This window comes from Aeromicrobium chenweiae (assembly GCF_003065605.1).
GTDB lineage: Bacteria > Actinomycetota > Actinomycetes > Propionibacteriales > Nocardioidaceae > Aeromicrobium > Aeromicrobium chenweiae.
In genome coordinates this window covers 1,645,462-1,671,048 of the sequence record NZ_CP026952.1, presented here as the reverse complement: position 1 = coordinate 1,671,048, position 25,587 = coordinate 1,645,462, and the positions used below count along the sequence as shown (strand labels likewise).

The 25,587-nt window shown below is 66.9% G+C and carries 27 protein-coding genes; 10 read left to right on the top strand and 17 right to left on the bottom strand.

Going from position 1 to position 25,587, the window contains the following annotated elements:
• Positions 1-78: 78 nt before the first annotated feature.
• The 5 genes from C3E78_RS08020 to C3E78_RS08005 all read right to left on the bottom strand — a co-directional run bounded on the left by C3E78_RS08020 (position 79) and on the right by C3E78_RS08005 (position 4,210).
• Positions 79-1,383, bottom strand: coding sequence for a hypothetical protein (locus C3E78_RS08020; RefSeq protein WP_135804870.1), 1,305 nt, complete (start codon positions 1,381-1,383; stop codon positions 79-81).
• A gap of 240 nt (positions 1,384-1,623) precedes the next feature.
• A complete protein-coding gene (locus C3E78_RS08015; protein WP_135804869.1) occupies positions 1,624-1,986 on the bottom strand; it encodes a hypothetical protein in 363 nt (120 codons plus the stop codon).
• Between the two features lie 145 nt (positions 1,987-2,131).
• A complete protein-coding gene (locus C3E78_RS18260; protein ID WP_135804868.1) occupies positions 2,132-2,791 on the bottom strand; it encodes a hypothetical protein in 660 nt (219 codons plus the stop codon).
• 372 nt (positions 2,792-3,163) lie between these two features.
• The gene (locus tag C3E78_RS08010) at positions 3,164-3,538 is read right to left on the bottom strand and encodes a PaaI family thioesterase (RefSeq protein ID WP_199906968.1); all 375 of its coding nucleotides are present in this window, start codon (positions 3,536-3,538) and stop codon (positions 3,164-3,166) included.
• A gap of 120 nt (positions 3,539-3,658) precedes the next feature.
• Positions 3,659-4,210 carry a TetR/AcrR family transcriptional regulator gene (locus tag C3E78_RS08005; protein WP_108577791.1) on the bottom strand — a complete coding sequence of 184 codons (552 nt, stop codon included), beginning with the start codon at positions 4,208-4,210 and terminating at the stop codon, positions 3,659-3,661.
• Positions 4,211-4,590: 380 nt separating this feature from the next.
• On the opposite strand from C3E78_RS08005, the gene C3E78_RS08000 reads away from it, so the two are divergent.
• The gene (locus C3E78_RS08000; RefSeq protein WP_108577790.1) at positions 4,591-5,025 is read left to right on the top strand and encodes a YdeI/OmpD-associated family protein; all 435 of its coding nucleotides are present in this window, start codon (positions 4,591-4,593) and stop codon (positions 5,023-5,025) included.
• Between the two features lie 128 nt (positions 5,026-5,153).
• On the top strand, positions 5,154-5,654 hold the full coding sequence (locus C3E78_RS07995) for a DUF5956 family protein (protein WP_108577789.1): 501 nt from the start codon (positions 5,154-5,156) through the stop codon (positions 5,652-5,654).
• 741 nt (positions 5,655-6,395) lie between these two features.
• Here C3E78_RS07995 and C3E78_RS18780 read toward each other — a convergent pair.
• A complete protein-coding gene (locus C3E78_RS18780) occupies positions 6,396-6,527 on the bottom strand; it encodes a RidA family protein (protein ID WP_199906967.1) in 132 nt (43 codons plus the stop codon).
• Positions 6,528-6,702: 175 nt separating this feature from the next.
• Positions 6,703-7,641, bottom strand: coding sequence for a DMT family transporter (locus C3E78_RS07985; RefSeq protein WP_108577788.1), 939 nt, complete (start codon positions 7,639-7,641; stop codon positions 6,703-6,705).
• Positions 7,642-7,713: 72 nt separating this feature from the next.
• Here C3E78_RS07985 and C3E78_RS07980 point away from each other — a divergent pair, with 72 nt between their 5' ends.
• Positions 7,714-8,631: a LysR family transcriptional regulator gene (locus C3E78_RS07980; protein ID WP_108577787.1), complete on the top strand. Its 918-nt coding sequence runs from the start codon at positions 7,714-7,716 to the stop codon at positions 8,629-8,631.
• Between the two features lie 232 nt (positions 8,632-8,863).
• On the opposite strand, the gene C3E78_RS07975 is transcribed toward C3E78_RS07980, so the two are convergent.
• The 3 genes from C3E78_RS07975 to C3E78_RS07965 form a co-directional block, all read right to left on the bottom strand.
• The gene (locus C3E78_RS07975; protein WP_199906966.1) at positions 8,864-9,802 is read right to left on the bottom strand and encodes a class II glutamine amidotransferase; all 939 of its coding nucleotides are present in this window, start codon (positions 9,800-9,802) and stop codon (positions 8,864-8,866) included.
• Between the two features lie 257 nt (positions 9,803-10,059).
• The gene (locus tag C3E78_RS07970; protein WP_108577785.1) at positions 10,060-11,097 is read right to left on the bottom strand and encodes a serine hydrolase domain-containing protein; all 1,038 of its coding nucleotides are present in this window, start codon (positions 11,095-11,097) and stop codon (positions 10,060-10,062) included.
• Positions 11,094-11,324: a hypothetical protein gene (locus C3E78_RS07965; protein WP_108577784.1), complete on the bottom strand. Its 231-nt coding sequence runs from the start codon at positions 11,322-11,324 to the stop codon at positions 11,094-11,096. The genes C3E78_RS07970 and C3E78_RS07965 overlap by 4 nt, the downstream gene beginning before the upstream one ends.
• Positions 11,325-11,545: 221 nt before the next feature.
• Here C3E78_RS07965 and C3E78_RS07960 point away from each other — a divergent pair, with 221 nt between their 5' ends.
• Positions 11,546-12,721: an HNH endonuclease signature motif containing protein gene (locus C3E78_RS07960; protein WP_108577783.1), complete on the top strand. Its 1,176-nt coding sequence runs from the start codon at positions 11,546-11,548 to the stop codon at positions 12,719-12,721.
• Positions 12,722-12,729: 8 nt separating this feature from the next.
• Here the strand turns inward: C3E78_RS07960 and C3E78_RS07955 are convergent, their stop codons facing one another.
• Both C3E78_RS07955 and C3E78_RS07950 read right to left on the bottom strand, forming a co-directional pair.
• Complete coding sequence (locus tag C3E78_RS07955) at positions 12,730-13,425, bottom strand: response regulator transcription factor (protein ID WP_108577782.1); 696 nt, start codon at positions 13,423-13,425, stop codon at positions 12,730-12,732.
• A complete protein-coding gene (locus tag C3E78_RS07950) occupies positions 13,422-14,603 on the bottom strand; it encodes a sensor histidine kinase (RefSeq protein WP_108577781.1) in 1,182 nt (393 codons plus the stop codon). The genes C3E78_RS07955 and C3E78_RS07950 overlap by 4 nt, the downstream gene beginning before the upstream one ends.
• Positions 14,604-14,814: 211 nt before the next feature.
• Here C3E78_RS07950 and C3E78_RS07945 point away from each other — a divergent pair, with 211 nt between their 5' ends.
• Together C3E78_RS07945 and C3E78_RS07940 are read left to right on the top strand one after the other, a co-directional pair.
• Positions 14,815-15,756, top strand: a complete 942-nt coding sequence (locus C3E78_RS07945; RefSeq protein ID WP_108577780.1) for an ABC transporter ATP-binding protein — start codon at positions 14,815-14,817, stop codon at positions 15,754-15,756.
• Positions 15,753-16,559 (top strand): ABC transporter permease subunit, encoded by an 807-nt coding sequence (locus C3E78_RS07940; protein ID WP_108577779.1) that lies wholly within the window; start codon positions 15,753-15,755, stop codon positions 16,557-16,559. Before C3E78_RS07945 ends, C3E78_RS07940 begins: the two co-directional genes overlap by 4 nt.
• A gap of 300 nt (positions 16,560-16,859) precedes the next feature.
• On the opposite strand, the gene C3E78_RS18255 is transcribed toward C3E78_RS07940, so the two are convergent.
• A complete protein-coding gene (locus C3E78_RS18255; protein ID WP_135804867.1) occupies positions 16,860-17,051 on the bottom strand; it encodes a hypothetical protein in 192 nt (63 codons plus the stop codon).
• Positions 17,052-17,150: 99 nt separating this feature from the next.
• Between C3E78_RS18255 and C3E78_RS07935 the strand changes: the two genes are divergently transcribed.
• Both C3E78_RS07935 and C3E78_RS07930 read left to right on the top strand, forming a co-directional pair.
• Positions 17,151-17,993 carry an alpha/beta fold hydrolase gene (locus C3E78_RS07935; RefSeq protein WP_108577778.1) on the top strand — a complete coding sequence of 281 codons (843 nt, stop codon included), beginning with the start codon at positions 17,151-17,153 and terminating at the stop codon, positions 17,991-17,993.
• Entirely contained in the window at positions 17,990-19,693 is a 1,704-nt protein-coding gene (locus C3E78_RS07930) for a putative bifunctional diguanylate cyclase/phosphodiesterase (protein ID WP_108577777.1), read from the top strand. Before C3E78_RS07935 ends, C3E78_RS07930 begins: the two co-directional genes overlap by 4 nt.
• Here the strand turns inward: C3E78_RS07930 and C3E78_RS07925 are convergent.
• Genes C3E78_RS07925 through C3E78_RS07910 form a run of 4 tightly spaced genes read right to left on the bottom strand, consistent with a single transcriptional unit; the run spans position 19,653 to position 23,041 of the window.
• Positions 19,653-20,360: a DUF6629 family protein gene (locus C3E78_RS07925; RefSeq protein WP_108577776.1), complete on the bottom strand. Its 708-nt coding sequence runs from the start codon at positions 20,358-20,360 to the stop codon at positions 19,653-19,655. The genes C3E78_RS07930 and C3E78_RS07925 overlap by 41 nt on opposite strands.
• Before the next feature lie 43 nt (positions 20,361-20,403).
• Positions 20,404-21,429, bottom strand: coding sequence for an NAD(P)/FAD-dependent oxidoreductase (locus C3E78_RS07920; protein WP_108577775.1), 1,026 nt, complete (start codon positions 21,427-21,429; stop codon positions 20,404-20,406).
• Positions 21,429-21,965 (bottom strand): isoprenylcysteine carboxyl methyltransferase family protein, encoded by a 537-nt coding sequence (locus C3E78_RS07915; protein WP_108577774.1) that lies wholly within the window; start codon positions 21,963-21,965, stop codon positions 21,429-21,431. Before C3E78_RS07915 ends, C3E78_RS07920 begins: the two co-directional genes overlap by 1 nt.
• Positions 21,962-23,041 carry a type III polyketide synthase gene (locus tag C3E78_RS07910; RefSeq protein ID WP_108577773.1) on the bottom strand — a complete coding sequence of 360 codons (1,080 nt, stop codon included), beginning with the start codon at positions 23,039-23,041 and terminating at the stop codon, positions 21,962-21,964. The genes C3E78_RS07915 and C3E78_RS07910 overlap by 4 nt, the downstream gene beginning before the upstream one ends.
• Before the next feature lie 477 nt (positions 23,042-23,518).
• On the opposite strand from C3E78_RS07910, the gene C3E78_RS07900 reads away from it, so the two are divergent.
• Both C3E78_RS07900 and C3E78_RS07895 read left to right on the top strand, forming a co-directional pair.
• Complete coding sequence (locus C3E78_RS07900; protein WP_159085842.1) at positions 23,519-24,538, top strand: MSCRAMM family protein; 1,020 nt, start codon at positions 23,519-23,521, stop codon at positions 24,536-24,538.
• Entirely contained in the window at positions 24,535-25,569 is a 1,035-nt protein-coding gene (locus tag C3E78_RS07895; protein ID WP_108577770.1) for an Ig-like domain-containing protein, read from the top strand. Before C3E78_RS07900 ends, C3E78_RS07895 begins: the two co-directional genes overlap by 4 nt.
• The last annotated feature ends 18 nt before the right edge of the window (positions 25,570-25,587 follow it).

The window sequence follows — 25,587 nt, the reverse complement described above, 5'->3', positions numbered from 1 at the left end:
CGATGGTGTGCTGGAGAAGATGGCCCAGCAAGCAGAACGATCGAGATTCACTCAAGCCAAACAGGGCTCCCGCAGCAGTTAAGAATTGGAGTCCTCAGCCAAGATCGCGTCGATGTCCAGTCCGGTGACGTACACGGACTTGAACTGAGGAAGCTCTGCTCCGGTCCAAGCAATCGCATCAAAAATGCCGCTGGATTGTAGCGAACCTGCGATCTCGACCTTCGAGGAAGCTGTCGTCGACCAACCGTTCGCCTCGATTCTCGGGAACTCTGTGCTGCCCGCCTCGGCAGCCGGTGCCTGCAGCAGGCGGAAGCGACCGGTGGGCTCCAGCTTCAACCCTGGGACCCGGAACGTTGGCTGCTCGTAGGTGCTCTTTGCGACCTTGAGAGAGACCGTGCCCCTGCAACGAATGTCGGTGGGCCAGACCCTCCATTGTTTGCCCGCTGTCGGCGGTTTGGTAAGCACGAAGTCAAGCACGCCGCCTTCAGCGACGAAGGTCTCTGTCAAGGAGACGGTTCTCTCGTCGCCTGGCAGCACGTCATTCAGTTTGAGAGCTCCTTCGATTCTGAGTTCCCGTGCATCGAGCCCGCCGCCAAAGATGACGCGAGTGAAAGAGCATCTTCCCGTGATCGTGGCGCCAGTGATGATGAAGCGTCCACGGATATTCGCATCTCTCAAACGGAAGTCGAGCAGACAGGCGTAGGTGAGGTTGAAGTCGCAATCTGCCCATAGCGCGTCTTCGCCCCGAACCCGATTGCTGATCAGATCGCTGACGGTCCGACGCACTTGCTCGTCGCCGTCGTCGGGGACAACAACCGGATACTCGCCCTCGTGGTGGTCCATCATCATGGGCCGCATACGTAGGTAGGCGCAGAGCACATCCACACAGGTCTGTCGTTGGTCCGGCCAGTCGTCTGCTAGACGCGCGAGGGCGTACACCCCTGCCAAGCGAACCGCAGCCTTGTCGTGCCCGATCTGAGCGGCGGCATCTTGGTAGCGCTTGGCTAATCCTTCGGAATCCAAACGCGCAGCAGTTGCTCGAGCCGTGTCTGCGTTGAGGGCTACCGAATCCTCGGAAGCCTTCGCTGACCGCTCGGACGCCTCGGAACTCTTCTGCGCAGCGCCAGCCGACTCCCTGGCCGCGTCAGCGGCTTCTTTGCCGGACTTGCGTTGGAGGACGGCACCAAAAAGAGCGACGCCGGCGGCCAGGACTGCCGCTACTAGCGTGATGTATGGAACCCACGTAGGTGGAGACGTTGTCGATGTTGATACAACGCCGCTATCACCCGCTCCGGTCATCTGCGAGGGAGATGATGTGGGCGACGCTGGTGTTGGGATCGGAGTACTGACGACCCAATCAATCACGTGCATCAGCACGCTCATGTCATTCTCCCTGCTCGCGGAACTACTTCAGTCGATGTCAGGCTAGGCGCTTTCTCAAGGGCGGTGAGTTTTTCTTTGATCTTCTAGTCCAGTGCGTCCAGAATCTGTGTTTCAACCGAAGTACGTCACCAACTCCTCGCGTCGTAAAGAGTTGCCACGGCGGATGGGTCTCGCGCTCCATGAATGACGTTCTCGATGCTGTCTCGGTGCAGCGATAGTTGTACTAGGACTGTCGGTGACTCACTGTCCATCCAGTCCGGTAGTGGCGTCACGAGCCTTGGCGGCGGCGTGATCGTCAAGGGTGCGCTTCAGAACCCGCCCGTACTTTGGGGCGTCGGGTTTCACCGCGGCGTCGTAGACCGCTATGACGGTTGCTGATGGGGCCTGAAACGAGAGCCCCGGCAGCGACAAGAGGTCCTCGTCTTCCTCCAGTCCTTCCTTTACCTCGACGCGGTAGAGGGCGCCCCGGCCCAGCTCTGCTGTGTCGGGGTTCCTCCAAGTACCTGCGTACACTCGAGCGAGTTCACGGTCGGTTGTGACGTAGACCCGGTCGCGGCGCTGCGAGATGCAGATCAAGCCGCCCGCGATGCTCTCGTCAGCCATGGTGAATTCGAGTCCTGTGATGTCGGGCGGCAGTATCAGGTCACCTACTGAGCGACCCGGCGCTCCCCCATGCCACAGGCGCAGCTGTCGGACGCCGGTGTGCGTCACCTCGTCTCGGGGACTCTCCTCGGCCATAGCTACGCCCCTAAGTCCTGGAGTTCAACGTGCTGCGCGCCACGATGGTTTCCACAAGCCAGTACACCTCGCCAGGCTCATCGAGTGCGCCGCACAGCAACGTCGTGGCATCCTCACTACCCTCGGGGACTTCAGGTACAAGACCTTCAGGCGACGGTGCCTTGTCGAGGGAACGATGGTGCGATGTAGCCATCAGGTGCATCCCGGCTGAGTTTTCCAGCGGACCGAGCACGGGGTCGCCGACGACCGGCCCATCAGTGACTAGACGTTGCCGCTCGTAGGAGACAAATACATCAACGTCCCAGGCGCTATCCGGCGGAAGTTCCGCACCGAGCGACGCGCCCTGCATCCCGGCACCAATTTCCGGGACCGTCTCCTTGGACCGAGCGATGGCCTTGAAACGAGCATCCTTGAGACTGGGCATCCATCGGATACGTGCCACCAGAAATACTCGGTCGGCCACCTCGCGGCCTTTGATTGCAACCCCCTTGCGGGGCACGTCGTACTCGAAAACAGACCCTCTGTTGCGTGCGGCGGCTGCCCGCTTGCCGTCGACCTTCAGGTGAAACCTGTGGCCAGGGAACTTCTCATTCGGCCCATGAGCTGACAAGTGAAGCGCGTTTGCCAGACCAGACGGCTCCAGATAGAAGTCGGACTTCTTGGCCGTCAACGTCCAGAAGTTCCCTAGCGGTACCCGTTCATCGTCAACGGCGACTACAACTATCTGACGTCTTGTCGGTGGGACCATGGCCAAACTCTAGGTGCCTCCATTGTTTCTGCGGCAATAGCGGGCGGTCGCGCCCGAACGACGCGGTGGGCTGGTCTCGATGTGAGGCGGCATGACCGCTCAGTGGCCGAGTCCCCGAGTTGGACCCGGCAGCAAGGAGAATGCGGTCTCATGACGGGAAGCGAAGGGGCTTGCTCTCAAGGCCTTGCGTCAATTCCCCGCATATAACCGCATACATTTTCCGGGTTCGTGCAACCGCAAAGCGAACTTCAGCCCTCCGAGACGGGCTGTTCGACCATCAGCGCCAAGACGCCATCATTTCTTCAACAATGCGAACGTAGCCAGCGCATGCACCAGTGACTTGCCATCCTGCTCAACGTCGGCCTCGCAGACAACGAGACTGTCCCCGCGCTTACGCACCCGGGCTGTGACGATGAGCCGACCGGGCTCGCCAGGGTGTAAATAGGTGAGTGTGAGCTGACTGGTAACAGGGCTTTCGCCATCGACGGCACTTCGGATAGCTTCGCCCATCGTCGCGTCGACCAAGGTGGCGAGCACGCCCCCGTGAATAGTGCCCGCCGCGTTGAGATGCCGGTCATCGGCATCCAAAGTCAGCGTCGCTCGTCCGTCACCTGAGTCGGGAGAATTGGCACCGATCGTCGACATGAAGTTGTGCTTGTTGTCCGTCACGAGACCGCTGTACCCGCGGCTCCACACATAATTCACGCGACACAGATGCGCCGCGTGTTTTCCCCGTGGATGCTCTGCTGTTTCCAGACGGACGCTTCTGTAGTTGGTTCGTGAACCGTCTCAGGTGCGGGGACGGGCGCCGTCGAGGAAGAGATTCACTGCTGCGTTGATGTCTGTGGTGTCGCGGACCAGTTCGAGGAAGGTCATGCTCAAGAAGCCAGGATCGCCGTCGATCTCACGACGTGCGGTAGCAGCCTCGAACAGTCTGGACACGGGTGCGAGGACGGCGTTGACGTAGGAGTCGCGCACCTTCGCACCGCTCGTTTCGGATACGTGGTCGAGGGCGTCGTAGATGCGCTGCTCGAAGGAGACTGCCGCCGCGGTGGTGCTGTTCGAGACCTGTGCCAAGGCGGTGAGTTGGTCCGGGAAGTCGTTGGTGGAGGCGAGCGCGGCGGTTATCCGTTCTGCCGAGTCCGCAGCGAAGCGTTCGGCGACCGCGACGTACACGGCTTCTTTGCCGCCAGGAAAGTGGTGGTAGAGCGACGGTTTCTTGATGCCGGCATTCGCGGCGACCTCGTTCATGGAGACGCCCGGATATCCGGACTTCGCCAGCGCCTCGGCAAATGCGTCGATCAGGGCCGTCCGGGTGTCGGCGACCGAGCCAGATCTCATCGGTTCCTCCGGACGTGAACGAAGGCGGCGGCGCAGGCCTCACCGGACAGACCCATCAGGGTGGCTACGGGACCGGTGGCCTGCGCGGAACGGGTACGTACCGCGGCGGCCACACTGTCTTTGTCGCCGTATGACCGGCAGAGACCTGTGACGCGAAGGAGAGTTGCCATACGTTTAGCCTACCGACCGGTCGGGCGGATGCGAAATCCGCAGCGCCCCCTAGCGCCAGACGTGCGTCACTCCCCCGCCATCGGGCCAGGCACAATTGTCCGGTGTCGAGAGACCCCGAGTCTCCTGCTGGCGCGATCACTTAACAGCGACCCACGCGGAAGTTAGGATCAGGGAAACCGCCCTCGCTCATCGCAGGCCAGGAGACCGAGATGGTCACGTTCCGGACGACGCTTCTGCAACTAGGCAACAACGTCGGCATCGAGGTGCCAGAGGACATCGTGCTTAGCTTCGGTGCAGGCAAGCGAGTCCCGGTGACTGTCAACATCAACGGTCACACCTACGCATCATCAATCGCCAGCATGGGCGGACGCTTCCTCATCCCCGTGTCCAAGAGCGTTCGCGAAACCGCCAACGTCGCCGGCGGTGAAGAGCACGACGTCACCGTCGAGCACGACACGTCGTCTAGGGCTCCCGAGGTCCCGAGCGACCTCGCCGACGCACTTCAGCTAGGCGGAGTACGAGCGAAGTTCGACGCGCTCGCGCCGAGCCGATCCAAGGAGCACGTGCGTCAAGTGAACGACGCCAAGACCGAGGTGACCCGCGCACGACGCGTGAAGAAGGTAGTCGACTCCTTGTCCGACTGACCGCGTCAAAACGGTCAGGTCGGTCGTCGAGAGCGGCGTCACTCCCCCGCGATTGCCGCTCGTCGTAGGTGCGCGACAGCCGGCCGCACCCTTCCACAAATCAACACCAATCTGCTGACGTACGTGCCATGCTGGCCCGCATGTCGCAGTCGTGGTCAGACTTCCCCGTCGTTGACGTTGCCCCCGACCTCGCGACCCACGAGCGTCTCGAGGACGTCACGTGGTCGCTGTTCGTGGCGTGGACCGCAGGACCCGACTGGGTCGTGGCAACTCCCGACCGGGTGGAGCGAGAGCCAGTCGTGCGCTCGAGCGCCGAGGCGGACGATGGCACCATTGACTATTGGGAAGTGCCCTTCTCCGCTCAAGACCAAGATGAGATTGACGACCATCTCGACAGTGAACTTTCAATGGCCGGACTACCCCCTCGACCCCGAGGGTACGACTGGTATCTCCGCCTCGACATGGCACAACGGAGCGTCTTCGGCGATCGCTACGGTCCCTATATCGAGGAGGGTCTGGGTGATGGCGAGAGCGTGCGCGAGTACATCCGCCATATCCACAAGCGGATGAGTGACTTGGTCCCAGAAGCCCTGGAGTACGCAACCCGTCCCAGCAATACTGCCCACTGAGCCCTCACCAGACCGCTACCGACTCGCGCTCGTTTCCAACCGCCCCTCTACCTGTGCCGATCGGACCTGCGTCTTATCTCCGCTTCGGGCGTTCGTAATTTCACTGCGCCACTGAATTGCCGTCACAGCCCGAGCGATGGTCCAGTGCTAGCCCCCAATGCCTCGAGAGCATCGGCTGCGGGACGAAGAAATCCCCGGTCGGTTTAGCGGGCCTTGCTTCGGCCGAGGTAGCCCGAGACGAGAAACGCTCCGACTACGACCCAGCCGACCACGAAAACCCACGCGTTGTCTCTCCCGCCGGGGTCGACCAAGTAGGTGAAAGTGGACAGCGTTGGAAACACCCCGACGACGACTCCATCGGCCCACCACTTTCGATCACCCGAACCACGACCAACCCACCAGGTCGACGGACGGGGGGGTCGCCGACCAGGAGCCGGATCGGATGACATGTTTTCACTATGACGCGACTCGGCGGTCGCCGCACGAATGTAAACCGCGAGCAGTGCGGCCGGCGAGGTTGCGGAGCCTGTCGCAGCAAGCTCTCATTCCCCCGCGAACCGGACACAAGAAGAGCGTGGATGAGTCGATGCGCAAGCGGCGTCAGTCGACTCACCCCTTTACCGAGGCGGGAGCACGAGGTGAAAGCCGTCATGCGGATCCAGACACCTGGTATCTGAGCACCCAGTTTTGCCGCATAGCGGGTGGATGGATCTGTAGGGAACCACCGCGCGTATTCCTCGTTCATACCCGCGAAGTCGCCGGGTCGGAGAGCAGCACACCTACCTCGACAACGTCGTCAAGACTCGAGCCCCCTGCTCTCAAGATGGCCTCGCAGTTGGCAAGCGCCTGACGGGTCTGAGCGCCAATGCCCACGCCCGCCAACTCGCCGGTCCGCGGGCGATGCCGGGCGTTCCTGAAACGAGCACCTGCGACCCGGCCTTGACTCCCTGACTGAACAGCGGCGAGCTGGGCGCATCCGGGGTGCTGATGGTCCGCCGCGGCATGTCGGTCCGCAGCGACGTCAGGGAGGCGCAGGTATGAGCTGCGCTCACAAGCTGCCGGCCGCTGACGGCTGGCGTTCTGCCGGCTCCGCGGCGAGGCGATGCCCCTGTTCCAGGGAGCGGCCCCACGCGGTGCCGGCGAGGATGAGGGCGATGCCGCAATAGCCTGCCGGGGTCAAGCTGTCGTGGGCGATCGTGATGCCGATGAGGGCGGCCCAGATGGGCTCTGTTCCAAGCAGCAGGCTGACCCTCGACGGAGACGTGCGCTGGACCGCCCAGATCTGGACGAAGAAGGCGAAGACCGTGCACGCGAGCACGAGATAGAGCAAGAGCATGGCTCGCACGAGGTCGAGCTGAGCGACGTACTGCGGGATCGAGTCGCCGTGAAGCACCGAACCCACCGAGAAGACCGCCGCGCAGGTGGCCAGCTGCACCGTCGTGAGGTGCAGCGTGTCCATCGGCCGGTCGGCCGTGCGCTTGGGCATCGAGGTGACGTGGATGGCGCGGACGACTGCCGCCCCGAGGACCAGCAGGTCGCCGAGGTTCGGTGGCTGGAGTGCACCGTTGCCCGCAAGCAGCGCGACCCCGACGACGGCGATCGTGGCGGCGACCATGAACGCGCCCGGCAACCGGCGTCCGGAGACCACTGAGTCGAGGATCGGAGTGAACACGATCGTCAGGCTGATGATGAGTCCGGCGTTCGTGGCCGAGGTGTGAGCGATCCCGAAGGTCTCGAGGACGAACACGGCAGCCAGCAACATCCCGAGTCCGACACCCGCGCGCAGCTCGGCTGCGATCACGCGGCGGCCCCGAACGGCCACAACCGCCCCCATGACGCTCGCGGCGAGCAGCATCCGCACCGCCAGGAGCGCCATCACCGAGCTCGGCGTGACCAGCTCCTTGGCCACGAGGTACGTCGAGCCCCATGAGGCGGCGACCAGAAAGAGCAACAGGTCCACGCGGAAACGGACCAGGAGGGAAGGCACCCCCTGATCGTCCGGGTAGCTCGCGTATTAGACAAGACACCGATGTGGTGGCCAATGGTTTAGTTTGGCCTTATGGAACTGGGTCAGCTGCGTGCGTTGAGAGAGCTGGGTGATCGGGGCAGCATCGCCGCCGTCGCGGCCGCCATGCGCGTCACTCCGTCATCGGTCTCGCAACAGATCAGCGCGCTGCAGCGCCGCTCCCCCGTTCCGCTGACCTACCGGGACGGCCGACGGACCGCGCTCACCGACGCCGGGCGCGCCTTGGCCAGGGCAGCGATCGATGTGGAGGTGGCGCTCGAGCGCGCTGAACAGGCGGTGGCACGGTTCCAGGACGACCGCACGGGCACGGTGTCGGTGGCGGCCTTCCACAGCGCAGGTCTGGCGGCCTTCGCACCGCTGATCATGGCGCTGAACGGCCCCGACCAGCCGGACGTCAGGGTGAGCGACTTCGACGTGGCCCAGGAGGACTTCCCCTCGCTCACGACAGATCACGACCTCGTCCTCGCCCATCGACTCGTCGGCAGCCCGCGGTGGCCAGCATCGGTGCGCGTGGAACCGCTCGTGTTCGAACCGCTGGACGTCGTCGTCCGGGGCGACCACCAGCTGGCGGCGAAGTCGTCGATCGAGTCGGCGGATCTCGCTGGCGAGAAGTGGGTCGCGGTGCACGAGGGATTCCCCCTGGAACAGGCCATCGCCGCGATTGCCGGCATCAGCGGCGACGAGGCCCACGTCGTCCACCGGATCAACGAATTCCAGGTGGCTGCCAGTGTGGTGTCCGCGAGCGATTGCATCGCGCTGATGCCCCGCTACACGAGCGACCTCCGCAGCCACCCGGACCTGGTGCTGCGCCCGCTCGCCCATCCTGGCTTGGGCCGATACATCGACTGCCTCGCTCGACCGGAGACGCTCGAGCGCGCCACCGTGAAGACAGTCCTGGCAGAGATCAGGAGGATCACGACGGATCTCACCAGACGCTGGGCCGTCGAGTAAACGGGTAGCCGGTGGCCCACACCGATCGAGCCCGGGATGGAGGCAGCGTCGCCGAGCCCGCCTCCCTCACCGGCAGCGTCTCCCTCCCGTGAGATCCCGCGTCATACCGGTGAACGTCCCCGTCGGCGTCCTCGCATACAGGTGGGGCTTCGTCGACTCCTACATGTTGGATGACATGTCAGACGCCGGCGACCTGGGCCACTTCCTCCTAGCGGGGCTGGCGGCCGCCGCCCTACACCTTCAACCTGTCGACGCTTCTCGTGATGCTTGCGCCCTTCTTCTCGAGAAAGACGATCTCACCGAACTCCAAGTTCATCCAGCCGTCGTTCTCAGTGAGGGGCTCTGAGGCGAGGATGACGGACGTCGCCTCTTCTTCCGTGCAGTCCTCGAAGTCGTAGGTCGTGTCGTCATCCTCAAAGTTGCGACCCATCAGCAGATACATCGGCTCCAGGAGCATGGAGAGCGCGAAATCGTCGGTGCCCGGGCCGGACTTACGGAGTTCTCTCCAGTCCCCAGCAGGGTCGGTCTCGCCCTGGTGTCCTGTGCCGAAGTTGACTCCGATGATGCGGTTCGGGGCGACCAAGGCCATCTTCAGCTTGGTCAGGCTCGGGAGCTGGAGACTGTCCATGGCCTTGACGATGAGCTTCATCATCTCCTCGAATCCGCGCTGCACGCCCTCGTCGCTGTCGTCCTCGAGCAGGGAAAGGAGAAGGACGTAGAGGAACTCCGTGTCAGTGGTGCCGCGCATCTGCTCCAGGAACGTGTCCTTGCAGTGCTGCAGCAGCTCCCGTTGCAGCAGCTTCCAGTTCGGCAGGTCACCATTTTGAGCAATCATCCAGGGGGTGCCCTGGTAGGAGAACGGGTGGCAGTTCTCGTCGGCCAGGACCACAGTCGAGTTGTAGTCGGCAGCTCTCACATGAGCAAGCAACGTGCTGGCCTGAAGGCTTGGCACGATGCCGGCGACGTTGTCGTCGTAGAACGCAGCCATCGGCCGGTGGTAGAGCAGGGGCTCCTCTGTCTTCAGCAGATGTTCGCTCCAGATACCGAATCCCCAGCCTGCGAGCTGAAGCTGCGGATGACGCTCTGGGTCGAGGGTTTGGTTGATGAGGCTGTTCTCCGGCTTGAGAAGCAGACTTTCCACAGGTATTTCGGGCCCGATGTAGGCGAGCACGCGGCACATATGTTCCCTCACTGACGGGTCTTCGAATTGGAGCGCGAAAGGTTGACGCAGGTTCTGCGCCCTGACAGAGGCTGGGTGCAGTCGTGCACTCAAACGAGCTTCCGCACGCCTCCGCACCCTATGCGGTGATGCTCAGCGGCGCGTTTGACGCCTCCAGGCAGATCCAGAACTTCGTAGGAGCGGCACGGTCTGGACCGCCAACGACGCCAGTGGCCTCGGCGCCCATCGGCCTCCACTCGTCCCGCCGGTCAGGCGACGGCGGCGGCCGGGACGGTGTCGGGACCGAATCCGGAGTCGATGACCTGCCTGAGCAGATCGAGGCCGGGGCGGTCCACGGATCGGTTGGTTGCGCTGAGGATGACGACTGCGGCGCCGTGGTCGGGGGCTATGGCCAGCAGGCTGCGGTAGCCGCCGGTGCCGCCGTTGTGGAACATGACCCGATGCTGGCTGCGCGGCAGGTCGGCGGCGATCCATCCGGGCTGGATGCTGGCCCTCGCGTTGATGCGGTGTGCGGTAGTGCGGTTGAGAGCGATTGCCTCGGCGAGTCCTTCGGGTGCGGAGCCGAGGTGGGCTCGCGCGAGCTTGAGCAGATCGGGAACCGTGGAGTGCAGGCCGCCCGCACCGGCGAGGGCGGCCAAGTGCCAGGGTGGTCGCGGTCGTCCCGTGCGGGAATGCCCGGCGGCCAGCCGGGCTGCGCCTCGGTCGTCGAGGACCACACGGGTGTCGGTCATGCCCAGGGGCCGGCAGATCTCGGTCTGCACAAGCGTGTCGTAGTCAGTGCCGGTGTGTCGTGCCAGGACGAGTCCGAGCAGGCCTGCGCCGAGGTTGGAGTAGTGGAAGCGAGTGCCGGGCACAGATCGCAAATGGGTGCGACGCAGTCCGTCCATCAGCAGCTCGCCGGTGAATCCGGCGTAGGGGTCTGATTGAAAGAGGCCTCGCGGCAGGAGTCCTTTGGGCAGGCGTGGAAGGCCAGACGTGTGGGAGGCCAGGTGCCTTAGCCTGATGACCTCACCGCCGCGTTCTGGAGCCGTGATGTCGCGGGGAAGAAGGTCGCTCAGCGGTTGGTCCAGCCGCACGACACCACGCACGGCGAGCTGGGCCAAGGCGAGCGCGGTGAACGTCTTGGTGACGGAACCGATCTCGAACTGCGTGCGGGGGTCTGCGCCGCGCACCGCGAAATGCCCGTCGGCCAGGGCGCCCACCACGATGTCACCACGCTGCCTAGCGCCGAGCCGTTCCGCTGTTCGTCCGGCCAGGTCGTCGAGCGGCGAGGCCGTCACCGTCATGCCTCCGTGCGGCCGAACAGGCGTCGGCCGCCGTACTTCTTGTGAACGGCCTGCTTCGAGACGCCGAGCGCCCCGGCGATCTGCGCCCACGTGGTCCCCGACACGCGAGCACGGTGTACCAGGACTTCTTCGTGTCCATCCAGTCGGCGGCGCAGCGCGGTTGCTTCGCGCAACGCTTGGAGGGGATCGGTGTTCTCAATGATGCAGGCAAGATCAACATCGGTCATGCGGTCAACCTTAGTTGACTTTTCCCAGCACGGTCAACCCACATTGACGAGCGACGAGTCACGTACCGCCCCAGGCCGCGGCGGATGTCGAGGGCTTCCCGACGGCCGCTGGACGGTCGACAACGGCCTCTGCATCATGCTCGGCTGGCGCGAAAAGGATGCGGATACTGCCTGGGGTCGCGGCAGAAAAGAGTGTCGGTGGCGACCTCTAGGTTAGAGGTATGGCCACCACGACAGCCCCGACCACCGAGTCGCTGTCAGACGCCATACGACGCCAGGCGATGGCCGAGGCGCACACCATCGTGGCGATGGTCGACTACCGCGACGCGGAGATGGCTCGCACCGCGTCGATCGAGTCGTCGCTGCGGCGCAAGATCGAACGATCCGCGATCGCGCTGACGATCGGCGAGGCCACCGGGATGTCCGAAGCGCAGATCCAGCTGCGGCTGTCGATCGCCGACCGGGTCCGCGACAAGACACCACAGGTGTGGGAAGCCTTCGTCGACGGAATCATCGACTTCTCCCGTGTCCGTGACATCAGCGCGACCATCGAGAAGCTGCACCGCGAGGAGTCCGTGGCCCGGCTGGAGGCCCGGGTGCTCGGTTACGCGGCCGATCACACCGGCACCGAGCTGAGGCAATGGTTGCGCCGGTTCGTGCAGCGGGTCGAGGCTGATCTGGCCGTCGAACGGGCCGACGCCGCACGCAAGGACCGACACGTGGCGGTGGCCCATGGGGATGACTCGATGTCATGGCTGAACGCCTATCTGCCCTCGCACGAAGCCGCAGCGATCGAGGCGCGTCTTCGCAAGGAAGCTCGCAAACCCGCAGCTGATGACGATGACCGCACCGTCGCCCAGCGCGAGGCCGATCTGCTGGTCGCCTGGTGCACCGACTCCGACGCCGCCACCAGCGCGATCGATGCGAACATCGCCGTCACCGTCGCAGCCGACGTGCTGGCGGGCGCGGTGCCCGGGTTCACAGAGTCCACCGACGGCTGCTGGGCCGTCCCCGCCCCGTGGATCGGCGACGTGATCGCCACCGGTGGCAGCTTCTGGCACCGCATCGTCGTCGACCCGGTCCGCGACGACGTCCTGGCCCACGAATACATCGGGCGATTCGCCCCCGACACCCTCGCCGTCGCGCTGCAGTTCCTGCACGGTGTCTGCCAAGCACCCGGATGCATGGTCCCCGCCGAACGCTGCGACCTCGACCACCGAATACCGCATCCGGTCGGTCCCACCACCGGCGACAACATGGGACCGCTGTGTCGAAGACACCACAACCTCAAGGGCCACGGCCTGCTCCACTGGTCAACCAGCCCACCAGCCGAGCTGATCGTCATCGAGCTCTACCCGCCGACGCCCACCGTCGAGATGGAGTACGTCGCCGCCTGACGCCGCACCTAGGCGGGAGCCGTCTTGGACGGCGGGCCGGGGCGGATGAGGCCGCTCTGGTACGCAGCGACCACCAGCTGCGCCCGGTCGCGTGCGCCCACCTTCATCATCGCCCGGTTCACATGGGTCTTCGCCGTCAACGGGGAGACGAAGAGGCGCTCGGCGATGTCGTCGTTGGTCAACCCGTGGGCCACCAGGGCGACCACCTCGCGCTCCCGGTCGGTCAACGCCGGCAGCACCGTCGTGTCGAGGGCATCGGTCGTCCCAGCAGGGTCGGTCCTGGAGTAGCGGCTGATCAGAGCCCGTGTCGCCTTGGGTGACAGCAGGGCGTCGCCGGCCGCCAACGTCCTGATCGCCTGCACCAGGTCCTCCGGGTCGACGCTCTTGCCGAGGAAACCGCTGGCGCCGGCCTCGACCGCCTCGAGCACGTACTCGTCGAGCTCGAAGGTTGTCAGGATCAGGACGCGGACGCCGGCCATGTCCTCGTCCGCACAGATGAGGCGGGTCGCACCGAGGCCGTCCAGCTCGGGCATGCGGATGTCCATGACGACGACGTCGGCACGGGTGTCGCGGATCAGGTCCACCGCCTCACGCCCGTTGGCTGCCTCGCCCACGACGCACATGTCGGGGGCCGAGTCGATCAGCGACCTGAAGCCCGCGCGGATCAGCCCCTGGTCGTCCGCGATGACGACACGGATGCTCACGCGTGCACTCCTGCTCGGTCGGGCAGTCGGACCGAGACCTCGAAGCGCCCGTCAGGGCCGCGCCGGGCCGCCATCTGCCCACCGACCGCCGCCACGCGCTCACGCATCCCGATGAGCCCGAAGCCGGCACCCCCGGAGCGGTCTGCCGTCTCGTCGTCGCCGACGGGATTGGTCACCTCGAGCTCGACGTGGGCCGGCTCGTAACAGATCGTCATCGTGGCAGGTCCTGTCCCGTGCTTGTGGGCATTGGTGAGCGCTTCCTGAAGAACCCGGTAGGCCACCAGGTCCGCTCCCCCGGTGATGGCGCGAGGTGTGCCGGTCACGGACTGCCTGATGCTCATGCCCGCGGCCTGGAACGACGCGACCAGCTGGTGGACCTGGTCCAGTCCGGGTGCGGGCGAGTGCAGGTCCACCACGTCATCTTGTTGACGCAGGACGTTCAGGACGTCCCCTAGCTCGTCGAGGATCGCCCTGCCCGCATCCCGGACGTGATCGAGCGCCGCCACTGCGGCCGGCGGGTCGCCCAGCACGAGATGACGAGCCACCGACGCCTGGACGTTCACGATCGCGACACCATGGGCGATGACGTCGTGGAGCTCCCGCGCGATGCGCAGCCGCTCCTCGGCCACCCGTCGGGCAGCCTCCTGCTCACGGGTGCGTTCGGCTCGCTCGGCGCGTTCCTCGATCGCCACGACGTAGGCGCGACGTGCCCGGACCGTCGTGCCCACCGCGGCGGCGACCGCGAACGACGAGACGTGCTGGAACGCGTGGGAGTCGGGCGGCCACGGGGTCGTCGCCAGGGCCACGGCTGTCCCCACGCCCACGACTGCCGCCACGAATCCCACCAGCGTGCTGACCCAGCCATGCGCGACGGCGAACGAGTACAGGGCCACGAACGGCACCAGCGCGACGCTCGACGGCCCGCCGTCGAGGAGGATGACCACCCCGGCGCCCAGCACGCTGGCCACCAGCACGGCGGCCGGTTGGCGGCGCCGGAAGGCCAGCGCGGCGCAGCTCAGCACCGCCACGACGGCGGCCGCACCGGACAACGCAGATCCGTCTGCGCGTTCGGTGTCAGGGACGAAGACCACGATCGGCATGAGCACCAACGCCAGCAGCGCATCGAACGCCACGGGGTGCTCCCGATGGAGTGCGCGCACCTCGCTGAGCCCTGGCATGCGCACAGCCTACGAAGCACGCGGCTCCGCGTCATCGCACCGCTGCAGTAGTCGCGCCGTACTGCAGGCGCAGTACCTGGCGCGTCAGCCGCCCGTGGCCTGCTGCACCCGCAGCAGCCGCAGGTGTCTGCGACAGCACGACGCCAGGACGCCCCCGAACGACGAGGCTCTTTCTCGACGCCGGAAGCGCCGGCCACCTGAGGAGAACATCATGATCGAGCTACAGCACCTGACCAAGCAGTACGGGTCCAAGACGGTGGTGGACGACCTCACCATCAGCGTGAAGCCAGGGGTCGTCACCGGTTTCCTCGGACCCAACGGGGCCGGGAAGTCGACCACCATGAGGATGCTGGTCGGGCTGGAGGAGCCGACCGGTGGGACTGCCACCGTCAACGGCCGTCCGTACCGCGAGCACTCCATGCCGATCCGCGAGCTCGGCGTCCTGCTGGACGCCGGGGCCACCCACCCGGGCCGGTCAGCCCGCGACCACCTCCTGGCCCAGGCCCACACCCACGGACTGCCGGCTCGTCGGGTCGACGAGATGCTGGAGCTGGTCGGGCTCGCCGACGTCAGCAAGAAGCGGGTCGGCGGGTTCTCCCTCGGCATGGGGCAGCGCCTCGGGATCGCCGGGGCTCTGCTCGGCGACCCGCAGACGGTGATGCTGGACGAGCCGGTCAACGGGCTCGACCCCGAGGGCATCCGCTGGATCCGCGAGCTGCTCCGCGGGCTCGCCGCCGAGGGACGCACCGTGTTCGTCTCCTCCCACCTGATGACGGAGATGGCCCTCACCGCCGAGCACCTTGTCATCGTGGGCCGCGGCAAGCTGATCGCCGACCTGCCGGTCGCCGAGCTCATGAGCCGCTCGGTGCGCAGCGTCCGCGTCCGCAGCCCCCAAGCGGCGCTGCTGCAGCCGCTCCTCACCGGCGACGGCGTCACCGTGACCACAGAGCCGGACGGGTCGCTGGACGTCATCGGGCTCACCCCCGAGCAGATCGGCGCCCGGGCGAGCGAAGCCGCCATCCCCGTGCACGAGCTGAGCAGCAACCAGGCGTCCCTCGAAGAGGCGTTCATGGAGCTCACCCGAGACGCCGTCGAGTACACCGGCGAGACCACCACCACCGTTCACCACACAGACACGAAGGCAGCCTCATGACCACTCAACTCGTCCCCAACCTGAGCCGCATCACGATGCGCGGCGTGATGCGCTCGGAGTGGACCAAGATCCGGTCCGTCCGGAGCAACATGGTCACCCTCGCCGCGGCAGCAGGGATCCTCCTGTGCATCGGACTGATCTTCTCCGCCATGGTCGGTGGGGTGATCGGCAGCACGCAGACCGATGTCGAGGGCGACACCATCGGGGCAGCGCTGGCCGGCATCCAGGTCGCGCAGCTCATCATCGGCGTGCTCGGTGTCCTCGTGATCACCAGCGAGTACAGCACCGGCATGATCCGGACCAGCCTGACGTCCGTGCCGTCCCGCATCCCCGTGTTCGGTGCCAAGGTCGTGGTCCTGGCCGTCACGACGCTGGTCGCGCTCGGAGCGAGTGCCTTCGTCGCGTTCTTCGCCGGTCAGGCCCTGATCGCCAGCGGGGACATCGCCACCGCATCGCTGGGCGACCCCGGCGTCCTGCGTGCCGTCATCGGTTCGGCTGTCTTCCTGGCCGGCACCGCCCTGATGGGGCTCGCGGTCGGTGCGCTCCTGCGCAGCACGGCGGGCGCGATCTCGGTCCTGTTCGGGGTCATCTTCCTGCTGCCTGCCCTCGGCACGATCATGCTGCCGGCCGGCTCACGAGATGACGTCCTGCAGTACCTGCCGTCCATCGCCGGAAGCTCCTTCACCTCGGTGGCACCGGAGGCGTCCATCCTCAGCCCCGCCGCCGGCGCGGCCGTCTTCGCCGCATGGGTCGTCGTCCCGCTCCTGGCCGCCGCGGTCGCGTTCAAGCGCCGCGCTGCATGACCGCCACCCAGTCGCAGACTCGCTGCCCGCCCGCTGCCTCATGGAGGCGGCGGGCGGCAGTGCGTCGGCAGGATCGGCCTTCTGGTGTCCCAGAGTCCAACCTCGTCGCCGTCTCGTTGCTCCGAGCTCTCACTCATCGCACGAAATCGTGAAGGAGCGTTAGCTCCTCGCACCTCGACGTCAGAGGCCCGGTCGCGGTGGGGCGGTCTTGAACTCCAGAGACCCCACGGTCTGCAGGAAGGCGTCGACCTGCTCCTGCGGGACGTCGCCCAGGCTCATGTCCGCGGCGAGCTGGACGATCTAGAACGCCTGCGCGCCCTCAGGGGCGTGGTACGACGTCGGAAACTTCCACGACGACATGAGCAGTGAGGCGCCGAACACCTTGCCCAGGCGGATGCGGCCGAGCTGATCGTCACCGGGATCAGCCACGTCGTGCGGCGTGAACACCGCCTGGCCGCCGGCCCCGGCCTTCGACGGCCTCAACCATGGCACTGATGTGGGCCAGCTCGCCGGACACGCCTCCGCCACCGAGACCACCCGTGCCCGGGCACGAACGCGGCCTCACGGCCCCGGGCCGTGAGAAGGTACGGCATGGCGACTTACGACGGCACCGGCCATGATCCCCATGACGTGCTGGTTCGCAACAACGTCACGGTGCATGGTCCAGCGGACGCGCCGGTCCTGCTCCTGGTGCACGGCTTCGGCTGCGACCAGAGCATGTACAGCCGGGTGCTGCCGATGCTGTCGGAGACATTTCGCGTCGTCATGTTCGACCACGTGGGATCCGGCGGCTCCAGCCTCGGTGCCTACGACCCGGTGGAGTACGGCTCCCTCGACCGGTACGTCGCCGATCTGCTCGAGATCTGTGCGGCGCTCGACCTGCAGGACGTCACGGTCGTCGCCCACAGCATCGGCGCGATGATGGCAATCGCCGGGGCGGTCCAGCGTCCCGATCTCCTGGGGCGGCTGGTCCTGCTGGCCCCGTCGCCGTCCTATCTCGATGACGACGCGTCCGGCTACGTCGGCGGCATGTCGCGCGCCGACGTCCAGGACCTGCTGGAGTCGCTCGACGACAACCACATGGCGTGGGCCTCGGCAATGGCGCCGGTGGTCATGGGCAACGCTGACTCCCCCGAGCTCGCCGGCGAGCTGGAAGGCAGCTTCTGCCGGGTCGACCCCCGCGTGATGCGGACGTTCGCGCGGGTCACGTTCATGTCCGACGTGCGCGACCTGCTGCCCCGGGTGACCGTTCCGAGCCTGATCCTGCAGTGCTCCCAGGACGCCTTGGCGCCGCTGTCGGTCGGTGAGTACCTGCACTCGCAGCTGGACCGGAGCGAGCTGCTGGTGCTGAGCGCGACCGGCCACGTCCCCCAGGTCAGCGCTCCCGCTGAGACCGCGCGGGCCATCGTCTCCTACGCCGCCGCCCGCCAGTGACCGATGACCCGAACGGCTTCGACTTCGAGGCCCTCTTCCGGGCAGCGCCCGTGGGGGCGGTCGTCGCAGCGGCCGACGGCACGATCCTCGACGTCAACGACCGGTTCACGTCCTGGACGGGACTGGACCACGACGACCTGCTCGGCACCTCGTTCCTCCGCCTGCTGACGGTCGGCGACCGCATCGTCTTCTCGACCCGCACGGCACCGTTGCTCGAGCTCGCCGGCCACGTCCCGGAGATCGCGGTCACCGTGCTCGGGGCGGACCGCACCCGCCTGCCGGCGACGCTGGATGCCGCGCAGGTGATGACAGAGCCGGCGGTGACCCTGTTCGTCCTCGCGCCGCGGCGGCAGCGCTCGGTGGAGGAGGCGCAGCTGATCTCGGCCGTGCACCGTGCCGAGGCCGATCTCGAGCGGGCCGCCCGCCGCGACGCACTCACGGGCCTGCTGAACCGGACGGGACTCGTCCACGCGCTCACGGACAGTCCCAGCATCGTTGAGCATGAGCCCGCCGTCGGAGCGTTCTGGATCGGGCTCGACCACTTCCGGGTCGTCGTCGAGAGCCTCGGCCACGCAGCAGGCGACGACGTCCTGAACACCCTCGCCCAGCGTCTGAGGGATCGCTTCCGCGAGCCGGCCCTGCTCGGTCGGGTGGGCGGGGACGAGTTCGTCGTCGTCCTGCCGGAGACCGCCCTCGAGGAGGACGCCGACGACATCCTCGCGCTCGTGGCCGAGCCGATGATGGCCGACGACCTCGAGATCGTCGTCTCTGCCAGCGTCGGGGTTGCCACGGGAGGTGTCGGCTCGCTCGAGGCGGCCGACGCCCTGCTGCGCCAGGCAAGCGCCGGCATGTATGCGGCCAAGGCGGCAGGCCGCAACCGGTGGAAGCGATCTGCGGCCATCACCGACGGCGCGGCGGTCGACGAGATCCGGTTGCTCGGCGAGATCCGTGCGGCCCTCACCGGTGACGAGCTCCGCCTCGAGTACCAGCCCCAGCTCGACCTCCGAACGGGCCGGCTCCACGGCGTCGAGGCCCTGATCCGGTGGAACCACCCGACGCGTGGCGCCGTCCCGCCCTCCGGCTTCATCGACGTGGCCGAGAAGAGCGGACTGATCAGCCAGATCGGTACCTGGGCGTGCGCCACCGCCATCGCCCAGGCCGTCGAGCTCAACAGCGATGCCGCGGTCCCCGTGCAGGTGTCCGTCAACATCTCGGCGCGGCAGCTCGGTGAGCCACGGTTCGCCGGTACCGTCGCCTCGCTCCTCGGCGCGACCGACCTGAACCCTGGCCTGCTGACGTTGGAGATCACCGAGACCGGGCTCATCACCGACGCCCCGCAGGTGCGCGAGAATCTCGTCGCCCTGCACGAGCAGGGCGTGCAGCTGTCGATCGACGACTTCGGCACCGGGCACGCCAGCATCGCCTACCTCAACGACTTCCCCGTCGACGAGATCAAGATCGACCGGTCCTACGTCGACAGGCTGGACTCGCCGGAGGGCACGGCGATCGTCGTCAGCTGCATCGAGCTCGCGCACGCCCTCTCGGTCAGTGTCGTCGCCGAGGGGGTCGAGACGGCCGACCAGCTCTCACGGCTGGCCGAGCTGGGCTGCGACATCGTCCAGGGCTACCACTACTCGCGCCCTCTCAGCCCTGACGCTCTCAGCGGCTGGCTCGCCAAGGGAGGACCTCTCCCCCGTTGAACCCGTCGCCCTCACCACGGAGCCGGTGTGGGTCGGGCAGGCGCCGACGGCGGTACATGTGCAGGAGCACCAGCACCGACAGGAGGGCCGCGACCACGCACCAGACCGACGCGAAGGCCTCCCGGTAGAGGATCGCAACCAGTGTCAGCCCAACCAGGTTGAGCGCACCGAACGCCACGATGGACGGGTAGCCCGACAACAGCGACGGCCCCACCACGGCAACGATGTAGAGCACTGCCCAGAACGTGCCGTTCTGGAGCCCCACCTGGTACTCCACGGCGTGGGCATGCTCCTCGACGACGAGAGGCCCGTTCAGCACGAAATACGTCAGCTGGGCCGACACGACCACACCCAGTGCGACGAACGGCGCCACCCGCAGCCGTGCACCCCTCGGCTCGAGCAGCAGCACTGCGGCCGGAACCAGGGTCGGGAGCACGGAGAAGGCGAAGAGCACGTAGACCATGGCCGCCGCCTTCTGGACACTCGCCGAGACGTCACCGTCGAGCCCCGCCCAGACGAGTGCCTCGGTGAGCTGATGGGCGGCGAACAGGAGGGGAAGTGCAGCGAACGGCACCTCCCGCGCACATCGGACCTCGCGAAGAGACAGTGCGGCCACGGGCAGGAGGGCGATCCCTGCGACCAGGTCGGCCTCGGTCGAGAAACACATGGCGCCGGCTCTCTGTCGGTGAAGCGCCCAGCCTACGTGGCGATCAGGCTGGCCGGGCCAGTTGATTCACGGCCCAGCCGAAGACCGCCGGGAGCCGTTGTGCAGCCGGAACGATGCCCGCACGAACGAGCGGGGCACGGCTCGCTGTCACCAGGCCGGTCGTCATCAGGTCGTGCCGCCACGTGAGCAGTCGCCAGTCGCGCTCGTAGCGCTGAGGCTTGCCGTCGACCACCGCCGCGATCGCGGCCCTGGCCTGCGCGAGCCCGAGCGCGATCCCTTCACCGGTGAGGGCATCGACGTAGCCGGCCGCGTCACCCACCAGGAGGGCGTTGCCGCGCACCCGCCCGGTCGCCCTCTGTCGCAGCGGTCCGGCGCCTCTGACACGGCCCAACGGGGCACCGTCGAGGCGTTCGACGAGCCGGGGGTGGTCGGCGAGCAGGTCGTGAAAGTCTCGCCCCCGCTGACGGGTCAGGATCGCCACGCCGACCTGGCCGTCCGCGGTGGGCGTCACATAGGCCTCCCCCGACGACGCCCAGTGCACCTCGACGAAGTCGGTCCACGGCGTGATCGCCGCGTGGGCGCGCTGCGCGTACCGCCGTGGCATGCAGCTGGCGCCCTCCAGACCCAGCGCGCGCCGTGTCGGTGAGTGCAGACCGTCCGCGGCGATCAGGAACTGGGCAGGGACGCCGTCCACCAGCACGTGGTCGCCACGATGCTGGACGTCCTTGACCGGCGCCTCGTCCACCTCGACACCGGCGGCCGCGGCTGCCTCGGCCAGGCCGGAGTGGAGCGTCGTCCGCCTCACCCCCATGCCGGCCCCATCGCGGAACGGCGCCTCGACCGAGCGCTGCGTGTCCATGTACCGGATGCCTGCGATGGGACGTCCTCGCAGCTCGACGCCCAGCTCGCGCAGGCCCACGACCGCACCCGGCATCAGGCCCTCCCCGCAGGCCTTGTCAACGGGACCGCGGCGCGGCTCACGCACGACGACATCCAGGCCGGCGCGCGCGGCGAACAGTGCCGTGATGAGTCCGACCGGTCCCCCGCCCGCGACGACGACGTCGCGCATCAGCCGGTGGACTGCGCGGCCGGCAGCGTCCTGAGCGCGGCCTTCTCCACGCGGAGGCGCTCCGTCAGGAGGGCGGCGTTCAGCACCGTGAAGACGACTGCCGTGATCCATGCGTCGTGGACCATGGGCAGCGCGATCCCCTCGACGACGACGACCACGTAGTTGGGGTGGGACAGGACCCGGTAGGGCCCTCTCCGCACGGGCGGCGTGCCCGGGACCACGATGACACGGGTGTTCCAGTGCGGGCCCAGCGCCCAGATGCACCACCACCGCCCCACCTGGCAGCCGATGACGACCACCAGCATCGTCCAGGCCAAGGAAGCGGGCACGTCGGGCCGTCGCCACCAGGCCTCCACGAGCATGCCCGCCAGGAAGACGGTGTGAAGCGCCACCATGACCGGGAAGTGTCGCTGGCCGCTCTCGATCCCACCGCGCGCGAAGCTCCACGCTGCGTTGCGTCGCGAGACGATCATCTCCGCGACACGCTCCAGCGCGACCAGTCCGACGAGGATCGTGAACGCGAGCAGACTGGTCATGCCGCCACCCCGCGGGTCAGCACCAGTTCGGAGCAGAAGCCGGGCCCCATCGCCAGGAGGACGCCGTGGGCGCCGGGGGCCGGTGGCCGCTCCCGCAGGGTGTCCATCAGGACGTGCAGCACCGACGCGGACGACAGGTTGCCGACCGTGGCGAGCGACTCCCAGGTGAGGGCGACGTCCTCATGGCTGAGGCCGAGGGCCCGCTCGAGTGCCTCGATGACCTTCGGCCCGCCCGGGTGGCAGACCCAGAAGTCGATGTCCGTCCGCGTCAGCCCGTGGGCGTCCAGGAACTCGGTCACGTCGCCACCGACGTGCTGTTCGACGACAGCCGGCACGCCCGCGTCCAGCACGATCCGCAGCCCCGTGGACCCCACATCGAAGCCCATCACCCGTTCGGAGTCCGGATACAACCTGCTGCGCGAGTCGAGCACCTCGATCGTCCCCGAGCCGGACGGGACGGTTCCCGTCCCGGTCGCTGCGCCCCGCGCGACGACCGCGGCGGCGCCGTCGGCGAACAGCCCGCTGGCCACCAGGTTGGCGAGGGACACGTCAGCATGCTGCACCGTCAAGGAGCACAGCTCCACCGAGACGAGCACCGCCACGTCCTGGGGATGCCCGACGAGATGATCGTGGAGGCGGGCGATTCCCGCCGCGCCCGCCACGCACCCAAGGCCGAACAATGGAACACGCTTGACGTCAGGGCGTAGACCGATCGCCGAGGCCAACCGGGCGTCGAGGGACGGGACGGCCACACCGGTGACGGTGGTGGTCACGATCAGATCGACGTCGGACGGCGTCAGACCGGCCGCCTTCAACGCATCGAGCAACGCGCGGGAGCCCAGGGCGACCGCATGCTCGATGAACAGGTCGTTCGAGCGCCCGAAGTCGTCGATGTCCGCATAGTCCTCCAGCCGCATCACGAGGTGACGCTGACGAACACCTGCATGATGGTGGAAGGCCTGCAGCTGGTCACGGTCGAGGGTCCCGTCGCCGACGATGTTCACGAAGGCGTCGGTGATGTCGTCCTGGGTGTAGCAGTGCTCGGGCAGTGCGCCACGTACCGAGAGGATCTGCACGCGCGTTCCCTTCGTCAGGGGCGCCGCGGCGCCATGCGGTTCTCCTCATCGTCACACGGGCCGACCGGGGCGACATCTCGAAAATCAGCCGGCATCTCGGCGACCTGGCCCGCCGCGATGTCACACTCGACCGCTGAGCGATGTCTTGAGGGCACAACCCTCGATTCAAGGAGACATCATGACCGGGAAGACCATCCAGGCCCTCGTGGTCAGCCCGACTACGCCGTCTACGCCGTGGGCAGCACTGGCGCGGCGGCGACGGTGCCCGGCGCGGCCGACCTCTCCCACTCCATCGCCGAGTACGAGCACGCCGGACGGCGCCGCGCTGCGGTGGCGGACTCCCCCGCCGACGCCGCCGGCCGGCCGGGCGGCGGTCGTGCGGTTACCCGTGACAGGGTGTCTAATGGCTCCTAGATCGCCTGTGCAGGGTGCGTGATGGTGCGCCGTACGCGAAGGCCCGGAGAGAGATGTGTCGACGTGCGCCTAGAAGCCAGAACTGCCTCGCTCGTCGCTGTGATGGCCGTCGTCGTGGGGTCCGCCACAACCGCGGTAGCTGACGAGCAGCACTCGTTCAGCGGAACGGTCTACGGTGATGCCGGCAAGCCCCTCGACGGCGCTGTCGTGACGGTGAAGGCCGGCACGGGTGACTTCGAGAGGACCGGCATCAGTGACAAGAGCGGGCGGTGGACGGTTTCCGTCCCTGACGGTGTCTACTACATCGGCTTCGCCGACGAAGGCCGTGGCTACCTGGCGGAACAATTCGACAACCACCTGGAGACACGCTCCAGCAGCCACAGCAAGACCATGGTCCTCTCCGACGGGGACATCTCCTCGGTCGATGCGCAGCTGACTCGTGTGGGGACCATCAGCGGTCGCGTCATGAAGGATGGGCAGCCTGCGGCCGGAGGGGACGTGAGGTTCGAACCACAGATCGGCGGTGACTACGTCAACGCCGCGGTTGACGACGACGGTCGCTTCATCGTGAAAGACGTGATTCCGGGCCTCTACAGCGCGACGGTCGCGCTGTCCCGGCCAGGCAGTCAGGAGTACAGCCGCAAGGTCGCCGTCACGGTCGGTTCCGGACAAGAGGTACGCATGCCGGACATCATCTTCCCGGACGCTTCGACAAGCGGCACCCTGCAGGTGCGAGCCACATCAACGGTGCCGCGACAAGCTGCGAACTTCTGGGTGTGGTCCGCCTCGAACCCGGTGGAACCGATTCGGGACGGCCTCGGCGTCGGCCACCCGTTCGACGACCTTGCTCCGGGTAGATACAAGATCTCGACGGGTCTGAACGACTGGGTTGGCGGGCACTCCTTCTTCGACGCGAAGAACTTCACGGTCAAGGCGGGCGAGACCACCACTGCAGATGCGGTCGTCGGCCCGCAGACCATGTTGATGGGTTTCGTCCGCAACACCCGTCGGCAGGATCTGCTGGGCATCACCCTGCTGCTGAGGCGCGCTGACGACCCCAGCACAGTCGTGGCCCCGCAGTGAGCGCCGGCTCTCCCGGGTTTCGTTTCGAAGGTCTTCCTGACGCTGATTACCTGATCACGATGATCGACCCGACCGGGCGCTACACGACCACGACGGTCCCATACGCGGAGGTCATCACCATGCAGCACTCGCCCGACCTCCGACCCGTGGACCTGGGCGACGAGCCCTTGGCTGAGTTCAGCGCCAGGGCCTCCCGCGGGGCGCGTCCACCCACCTCCTTCCTCCTCTACCGCGCCGACGACGGAGGGACGCAGGCCCCGGTCACCTTTCTCGAGGGCGCGGACCAGCAGCACACGCTTCCGGGCCCCTACAAGGTGCGCACCGGCAACGCCACCTGGTTGGGGGGGCGGTCGTTCGACTCCGCCAAGACGATCACCCTGAAGGTCGACAAGGCCACCAGTGTCACCTTCCCCAGCGACCCCACCAACGGGGACCTCGCCGGGCGCGTCGTGGGCGAGGACGGCGTCCTTATGAAAGACGGCGTGGCCACCGTCTACGCCGCCGACAACGAGCGCGAGATCATCGCGACCGCGCCGGTCAACGAGCTGTTCCTCGCAATCGATCTGCCGGTGCGGCCATACAAGATCCGCATCAGCGACCCCACCGGACGCTATGCGACGCGATGGGTGGGCGGGGCCGAAACCTTCGCCAAGGCGCGCGCGTTCACCCCGGAGATCTCCGAGCAGACCAACCTCGGAACGGTGGCCGTACCGAGGCGGAGCGACCCACCCCGCAAGGTCGCCGCGTTGGTTTCCTTCAAGCTGAGCTCATCGTCGGTTCGCCCACGTCGAACGGTCTCGGCCACGGTGCAGGTTTTCGCCAAGGGCGTTGCTCGCCCGACCGGCAAGATCGTAATCAAGAAGGGGTCCGTGACCCTGAAGACGATCACGCTGCGGGCGAGTGACCGAGGGCGACGGACGTTCCGCACGCCGAAGCTGCCGCGGGGCAAGCACACCCTGAGGGCGGTGTACTCAGGCGATGCGACTGTTCTCGGCCGAAGCTCGGTGACTCGTACGCTTCGCGTCAGGTAGGGCACGACACCTGGCGTC